The following is a 7,883-nucleotide window of genomic DNA, read 5'->3' on the forward strand; positions in this document are numbered from 1 at the left end:
TATGACATCTGCTACCCCCACTGTAAAGATGGGGTTTTCTTGACGCTTACGTAACAGCAACGTTTGCCTCAGCGTCCACATTATATACATTGAGCGTATCAAAGTCCGGTGATGGATCAGGTACTGTGACAAGCAGTCCGTCTGGGATAAGTTGCGGCTCAACATGTTCGGCCTCATACACATATGGAAAATCAGTAACGCTGACGGCGGCAGTTGATTCCGGTTCAATTTTACAATCTTGGAGCGGGTGTGATTCAACAAGCGGTTCTACCTGTACCGTTACTATGACGGCCGATAAAAGCGTAAAGGCAACTTTTACAACGGCAACATCTTGGACAACAAGTCAAGGCAATACTTTTACAGTAACCTCGGCTGGTGTGATTAATGGACTCCAGATAAATGCAACAGTTACAGGGTGGTTTTGGGGCGACGAATCAGACTCTTTTTACACTACGTTTTCAGCTATATCCCCAACAAATGGAACTTTTTCGACTCATAATACATGGACTACTTCAAACAAAAATTCTTATCAAATTAACGTTTCTGGCACTTTTGTCAACAGTTCGTCAATAACCGGTACGTGGTCAGCTGACGAAGAGGTTTATCTTTATGGCACGGATGGTTATTCTTTATCCGGAAGCGGCACTTGGACGGCTTGGCCGACAGGTTCACCATCATCATATACCCTGAGCGTAACGAAATCCGGCACTGGTTCTGGAACGGTTACAAGCAGCGACGGTGGGATAAGCTGCGGCTCAACATGTTCTTCGTCATACACATCAGGCACATCGGTAACGCTTACGGCAGCGGCAAACTCCGGTTCTACTTTTTCAAGCTGGAACGGATGTGATACGACAAACGGTTCTACCTGTACTGTTGCAATGTCGGCGGCTAAACAAGTTTACGCAACATTTACGGCCAACGTGGTCACTTATACAGTAACACCATCGGCAGGAGCTAACGGGACTATAAGCCCGTCAACGCCACAGACTGTAAACTCCGGCAGCACAACCAGCTTTACTGTAACACCGACATCTGGATATACGGCCTCAGTAGGTGGTTCTTGTGGTGGCACATTGGTTGGTACCACATATACGACAAATGCTATAACGGCTAATTGTACGGTAGCTGCAACGTTTACGGCATCGCCCCCTTCTTCATATACCCTGACAGTAACAAAATCCGGAACTGGTTCAGGCACCGTAACAGCGTCAAGCGGAACTCTAAGCTGGGGTGGCAACACCGGCACTGCGTCATACACATCGGGCACATCAGTAACGCTTACCGCGGCAGCATCGTCACCGTCGCCTTCGCCAACACCAACGCCTACCCCAAATCCAAATACTTATACACTGACCGTAAACAAATATTCCTTCGGCGGAGCGGGTTCAGGCACTGTAACAAGCAGCCCCTCAGGGATAAGTTGCGGATCAACCTGTTCGGCATCATATGCGATGGGCACATCTGTAACACTAACAGCAACGCCCTCGTCCGGTTCTTATTTAATGGACTGGATCGGTTGTCCTCAAACAACCGATTATTATAAATGCATCTTCAATATGTCAGGAGATAGAGAGGTTGATCCAACTTTTGCGTCAATTAATCAAGGGTTTCAAGAAACCCTGAGCGTAACGAAATCCGGCACTGGTTCAGGAGCTGTAACAAGCAGCCCCTCAGGGATAAGTTGCGGATCAACCTGTTCGGCATCATATGCGATGGGCACATCTGTAACACTAACGGCAACGGCGGATTCTGGATCTACTTTTACGTCTTGGTCAGGTTCTCCAGATGGTGACTGTGTTATCACAAGTGGTTCTCAATGTACCACCATAATGCAATGGAGTCACTCTTTATCGGCAGTGTTTACATCATCAGGATCATCATATACTCTGAGCGTAACGAAGTCCGGCACTGGTTCAGGCACCGTAACAGCGTCAAGCGGAACTCTAAGCTGGAGCGGGAACACTGGCACTGCATCATACACATCGGGCACATCAGTAACGCTTACGGCGGCGGCCTCTTCTGGTTCTACTTTTTCGAGTTGGTCGGGGTGTGGTTCATCAAGCGGTGCTACCTGCACCGTTGCGATGTCGGCGGCTAAAAGCGTAACGGCAACATTTACATCGTCAGGAGGGTCATCGGACTACAACGCTGCCTCTGCGGAAATTACCGCAATCTATAATCAGTATGCCTCGTTCTTTGGAACTAAATCTGGAAGCATAGTTACGGGAACATCCGGTTCAGCCACATACTACGTTCAATGGTTTACCAACGGCGCTGCCCTTGTGGCATGGACAGATGGAACTATGTATACTTATTACAACGGCACTTGGTACGCCTTAGGGGTAGTGTGGAACAATGCCACTGCGGCAAACACGATGATTAACACGATATATAGTCAATATGCTTCATGGTTTGGGACAACATCGGGAGGCATTCTTACAGGAACAAACAATTCCGCCACATATTACGTCCAATGGTTCACCAACGGCGCTGCCCTTGTGGCCTTTACAGATGGAAATATGTATGTTTATTACAATGGCAACTGGTATGCCTTAGGGGTAAACTGGAAGTAAGAATAAGCGCGTAGTATAAGTCCTGAATACAGTTGAATTGATTGGCAATGGCGGCTTAGTGGCCGCCATTCGCTTTATTATCAGGGAGGTGGGCGGCATGGTTATAACCCAGAATAGGCAAAATCATCATAAAACAACCATTTAAGGGACGATTCTGGACAACAGACGGTGTCATAATTGCGCAGAATAATTCGTATTGCATTGTCGGTAATTATTGTCGAAAAGTTATCCCAAGTTGTGGACAATGAGTAATATAAGTAAGTCTGTCATTCCTGCGAAAGCAGGAATCCAGGAACACCGTTCCACTGTGTGATGATATTCTTCAATAAGTTGCATTATTCATCGGCGCTTTCATTTATTATTAAGTTGTTCCATGCTTAAAACTACTGGATTCCTGCTTTCGCAGGAATGACAGACTAAAGAATATGAAATCTTTGACCTCATTTAGGTATTAGAAAAAAGTCATAGGTCGAAATGTCAATGCAGTGATAGACATATAACTATGTGTTTTACATGTTTTGACTTTTTTTGTAAAAAGTAATTGTGACGCAGTCTGCAAGCCGGAATGACGGGAAGGGACAAGGATGGCAACAACCTAAGCGACTACCGCTTACTTATGATGGAGAACAAATTTATCGCGCCGGATAAGCCCCTTATTACCTGACACACTGCTCAAGTATTGAGAACTTCTTCTCATCTGCGTCTATCCCCGCGACAACGCCAATTGGAAGCACCGCGTTTGGCGTGTTATGCCCAAAATCGTTGACCTTTAGAATTGGAAAACCATACATGTCTGTGAATTCACAGAGGATATCCTCCATTTGCGGCTCATCAGGGAACTCCACCTGCATACTGTATACGAAGCCCACGACAACGCCCTTAATCGTATTGAAAACGCCATGAGATTTTAATTCATTAAAATAGGCCACGCACTGGTCTTCGGTTATGCGAAGGGCCTCAAGGATTAATATAGCGTCCTGAAAATCAGGGCAGTACTCAGTTTTCATGACTTTTAACAGGCAGCGAATGTTTCCACCGACAAGGCGTCCCTCGGCCTTCCCACCCCTTATTGTCTTACGCTGCCGCGCCTTGCGAATCTCGCCTATTTTACGGTTAACCAGCCTGTCAAGAAATTCCTTTTTCCCATAATCGGTAGGCGAGGCCACCTCAAGCATGGGATACTTGCCGAAACAGTACCTGACATCGCTGCCGTGAAACACCACCAGCGAGGTCTTCTTATGAATGGCGTTTAGTGTTACAGTTGCGTCGCTCAGTCCCATGAATATCTTAGGGTTTTCGGCGATGTCGTCCCATTTGAGATAAGGAAGGAGGTGTTGAGCGCTGTCGCCGCCCTGTGTGCAGATGATGGCGGTTATTTTTTTATTAACAAAAAACTCATTTATGTCCATTGCCCTGGCCCACGGGTCAGCAGAGCATATGTTTTTCCCCGCCTCGACGTTAAACCCCATGTTCTTTAAGAACTTTATCCCTTTTTCTAACTCCTCAAGATGGAGTTTCCCTGTAACCGGGTCAGAGGGGGAGACAAGCCCTATCGTATCTCCGGGCCTCAGCCTTTCCGGCAGCAATGGCTTGGTCATGGCTTTACGTACGCAAAGCCTTCGCTTTGGCTCCTTACTATCTCGGTTATTCCAGCCGGGACTACCTTAATAAACGGCGGGAGGGCTTCCTCAGTGAGGCACACATCCACGCCTGAACACATTTTTTTTAATGAATTGCGGCAGGCCAAAAACACTGCCCCCTCGTCAGCAAGGGCGCTCATCGCCTGAAGCCGCGAGGAATCGCTGAAAGCGGCCACCGACGGGCCATTTGCAACGACCTTTATCTCCGCCCCACCCTGCCCTACATCTTTTATCAGATTTGTAATGTTACCCAACGCCGTGTCCCACTTCTCCACCTCGTTGACATGAAACAGAACCTTTAGCAGCTTACCCATGATTGAACTCCCTGTCTCACCGGTTTCTCTTTTTTATATACACCCGTATGGGCGTACCATTAAACGGATATCCCTGTCTTATCAGTTTTTCGATATATCTCATGTGGTTGGCCTTTATGGCATCGGGATAGTTTAAAAACACCGCGAACTGGGGCGGTTCTATCGCCACCTGAGATATATAAAACACCTTTGTCTGCTTGCCCTTGTACTCTGGCAACTGTTTATTGAGCATCTCTACGTATCTGTTTAGCACGCCTGTGGTTATGCGCTTTTTTCTCTCTTTGACTATCTCGCTGACCATTGGGAAAATCTTCGTAATCCTCTTTTTCATCAGTCCCGATATAGTAATCATAGGGGCATAGTATGAGAAAGCAAACTCCTGCTCCACTGAGTCCATGAACTGGCGGTATCTCTCGTCGGGGGCCTCTATGGCGTCCCACTTGTTTATGGCCAAAATGAGGCCCTTCCCACTGCGGTCAATAAGGCTCACAATCTTCTTGTCCTGCTCGACTATTCCCTCTGTGGCGTCTATCAAAAACACCACCACGTCTGCCCGCTCAATGCTTCTTATGGCGCGCACCACAGAAAACCTCTCAAGGTCTTCAACAACATTCGGCTTTTTTCTTATTCCGGCGGTATCTATGAGCAGGTATTTCTTCCCGTAGTACGTGCATATGCTGTCAACAGAGTCCCGTGTTGTGCCGCTCATAGGGCTGACGAGCATCTTCTCTTTTCCAAGCAGGGTGTTAACCAGCGTTGATTTCCCCACGTTAGGGCGGCCTACGATAGCTATTTTGGGAAGCTCTGAGGTGAGGGTATCGCTGTGGCTGCCCTGTTTGAAACGGCTTACCACCTCGTCCATCAGCTCATCAAATCCAAGCCCACCCTCTGCCGATACCGCAAGCACCACGCCTCCCAAACTATAAAAATCAGACATTCGCTGCTCAGCCTTCTGGTTATCTATCTTGTTCACTACCCAGAGGCATTCCTTGTTGTATTTTCTGATGAGGGAGGCAAGCTCAAGGTCGCCCGGGGTCAGTCCATCTTTGCTGTCAAAGAGCTGAATCACGACATCGGCCTCGTCTATACCCATAAGGGCGTGCCTTCTCACATCGGCGATAAGTTCGTCATCTGAGCCGGTTAAAAAACCTCCCGTGTCAATAGCGATAAAGGAATGTCCTTCCCACTGCCCCTCTCCATAAATCCTGTCTCTGGTAACGCCGGGTTCGTCTTTGACTATGGCCTTTCTGCCACCGGTGATTCGGTTAAAGAGGGTTGATTTCCCCACATTTTGTCTGCCAACAATTACGACTATCGGTCTGGACATAAGTCCTTGTCTATTTCAAAAATGAAGTCTATCTCAATGGGGCTGTTCAGGGGCAGCACGCTTACGCCAACCGCGCTGCGGCAGTGCCGCCCACGCTCGCCCATGAGTTCAAAGAGCAGTTCCGATGCCCCGTTAATACCCTGTGGTTGCTCGTAAAAATCCACGGTACTGGCCACATAGCCCGTGAGCTTTACACATCGCACTATACGATTAAGATCGCCGATAGCCGCCTTAACTACCGCAAGCGCGTTTAGCACAACCTGCGCGGCGTCTTCTTTGAGCTGCTGCAACGTAATATCAACCCCCGCCTTGCCTGTTCTGATGAGCTTGCCGTCTCTCAACGGCAGCATCCCACTGAGAAACAATAAATTCCCGACGATAACCGCCGGTACATACGCGCCAAGCGGCTGAGGGACAGTGGGCAGCTCAATTCCCTTTGCCTTTAGATGTTCTTCTATATTTAAAGGACTTACAGCGCTCAAAGGCCAAGTTCCTCAGGCGTCCCGATTCTGCCAAGCACGGCGGTTGCGGCCGCCACGGCGGGATTTGCGAGGTAAACCTCTGAGCCTGTGTGTCCCATTCTGCCGACGAAGTTCCTGTTTGTGGTGGCCAATGCCCTTTCGCCCTCGGCCAAAATGCCCATATATCCGCCAAGACACGGGCCGCACGTAGGGGTTGACACGACGGCCTCGGCGTCTATGAATGTCTCAAGCAGGCCCTCCGCCATAGCGTTCTTATAAATCTCCTGAGTCGCCGGTATTACTATCATTCTGACGTTTGAGTTTACCTTGCGGCCCTTTATAACGGCGGCGGCCTCTCTGAGGTCTTCAAGACGGCCGTTAGTGCATGACCCCACCACCACCTGGTCAATTGATATTGCTGACAGCTCCTTAGCAGGGCGTGTGTTTGACGGCAGGTGTGGACAGGCCACCGTTGGCCCTATCTTTGAGCAGTCATACTCACGCACATCCGCGTAACGTGAGTCCTTGTCCGAGTCATAAAACTTGTAAGGCCTTTTGGCCCTGCCACTGACATATTCCTTTGTGATGTCATCCGGGACGATGATGCCGCTTTTACCGCCGGCCTCGATAGCCATGTTACACATGGTGAGGCGGCCATACATTGGCAGGGAGGCAATTGCCTCTCCTGTAAATTCCATCGCCATGTAGAGCGCCCCGTCAACGCCGATATCACCTATCGTGTGGAGGATGAGGTCTTTGCCTCCCACCCATTTATTTAATTTGCCGTGGTATATGAATTTCATTGATTCGGGGACTTTAAACCAGCAGCGCCCTGTTGCCATAGCCGCGGCCGCGTCGGTTGAGCCTACGCCGGTTGAAAACGCGCCAAGCGCGCCGTAAGTGCATGTGTGGCTGTCCGCGCCGATTATGCAATCACCGGGCAGGACAAGCCCTTGTTCTGGCAGCAGGGCATGTTCCACACCCATTCTTCCCACCTCAAAATACAGTGACAGCTCATGTTGCCGTGCGAATTCCTTTAGCACCTTACACTGCTCTGCCGCCTTGATGTCCTTCTGGGGGACAAAATGGTCGGGGATGAGGGCGATCTTATTTTTGTCGAACACGCCTTTGGCGCCTATTTTTTTGAATTCAGTTATTGCAATCGGGGCGGTTATGTCGTTTGCGAGGACGAGAGAAACCCCCGCGTCTATCAACTCGCCTGGAGCGACGAATTTCTTGTCGGCAGCCGCCGCCAGTATCTTCTCTGTAATAGTCATAGGCCACACCTCCGTGTTTGGAACATCGGGGTATTATAGCAGACGGCATTGTGAAATGTCACTGGGGCATGACATTGCAGCACGGTAAATTTGTTCTCTATCATAAGTAAGCTGTAGTTGCTTAGTTTATTGTCATCCTTGTCCCTTTCCGTCATTCCGGCTTGCAGACTGTGTCACAATAGTAAAGCAGCCCCCCCCCCTTTTTTTTTTGAGGTGGGGATGAGTCTGCCGCAGAGGTGTGGGGTATCAAGAATAATTACAATTCATGGGACTAAGGTTTGCCAGATG

Annotated in this window: 6 protein-coding genes and 1 pseudogene; 2 read left to right on the plus strand and 5 right to left on the minus strand. The window is 49.0% G+C overall.

From position 1 onward, the window contains the following. Positions 1-89: 89 nt before the first annotated feature. Both AB7D94_RS15170 and AB7D94_RS15175 read left to right on the plus strand, forming a co-directional pair. Positions 90-311 (plus strand): annotated as a pseudogene (locus tag AB7D94_RS15170) (InlB B-repeat-containing protein); the annotation flags it as partial. Between the two features lie 66 nt (positions 312-377). Further along, positions 378-2,576: an InlB B-repeat-containing protein gene (locus tag AB7D94_RS15175; RefSeq protein WP_420266825.1), complete on the plus strand. Its 2,199-nt coding sequence runs from the start codon at positions 378-380 to the stop codon at positions 2,574-2,576. A gap of 656 nt (positions 2,577-3,232) precedes the next feature. Here AB7D94_RS15175 and AB7D94_RS15180 read toward each other — a convergent pair. Genes AB7D94_RS15180 through leuC form a run of 5 tightly spaced genes read right to left on the minus strand, consistent with a single transcriptional unit; the run spans position 3,233 to position 7,595 of the window. Further along, on the minus strand, positions 3,233-4,174 hold the full coding sequence (locus AB7D94_RS15180; RefSeq protein ID WP_420266820.1) for a S66 peptidase family protein: 942 nt from the start codon (positions 4,172-4,174) through the stop codon (positions 3,233-3,235). Next, entirely contained in the window at positions 4,171-4,530 is a 360-nt protein-coding gene (locus AB7D94_RS15185; protein ID WP_420266821.1) for a DsrE family protein, read from the minus strand. The genes AB7D94_RS15180 and AB7D94_RS15185 overlap by 4 nt, the downstream gene beginning before the upstream one ends. A gap of 16 nt (positions 4,531-4,546) precedes the next feature. Beyond that, positions 4,547-5,857 carry a ribosome biogenesis GTPase Der gene (gene der / locus AB7D94_RS15190; RefSeq protein WP_420266822.1) on the minus strand — a complete coding sequence of 437 codons (1,311 nt, stop codon included), beginning with the start codon at positions 5,855-5,857 and terminating at the stop codon, positions 4,547-4,549. Then, positions 5,842-6,339 (minus strand): RidA family protein, encoded by a 498-nt coding sequence (locus AB7D94_RS15195; protein ID WP_420266823.1) that lies wholly within the window; start codon positions 6,337-6,339, stop codon positions 5,842-5,844. The genes der and AB7D94_RS15195 overlap by 16 nt, the downstream gene beginning before the upstream one ends. Beyond that, entirely contained in the window at positions 6,336-7,595 is a 1,260-nt protein-coding gene (leuC, locus tag AB7D94_RS15200; RefSeq protein WP_420266824.1) for a 3-isopropylmalate dehydratase large subunit, read from the minus strand. Before leuC ends, AB7D94_RS15195 begins: the two co-directional genes overlap by 4 nt. Between the last annotated feature and the right edge of the window lie 288 nt (positions 7,596-7,883).

Source organism: Candidatus Magnetominusculus dajiuhuensis (assembly GCF_046044395.1).
GTDB lineage: Bacteria > Nitrospirota > Thermodesulfovibrionia > Thermodesulfovibrionales > Magnetobacteriaceae > Magnetominusculus > Magnetominusculus dajiuhuensis.

What these genes read in the sequence shown, in the direction of transcription:
- AB7D94_RS15180 (WP_420266820.1), bottom strand. Translation starts at nt 4,174, where the DNA reads ATGACCAAGCCATTGCTGCCGGAAAGGCTGAGGCCCGGAGATACGATA.
- AB7D94_RS15185 (WP_420266821.1), bottom strand. Translation starts at nt 4,530, where the DNA reads ATGGGTAAGCTGCTAAAGGTTCTGTTTCATGTCAACGAGGTGGAGAAG.
- der (WP_420266822.1), bottom strand. Translation starts at nt 5,857, where the DNA reads ATGTCCAGACCGATAGTCGTAATTGTTGGCAGACAAAATGTGGGGAAA.
- leuC (WP_420266824.1), bottom strand. Translation starts at nt 7,595, where the DNA reads ATGACTATTACAGAGAAGATACTGGCGGCGGCTGCCGACAAGAAATTC.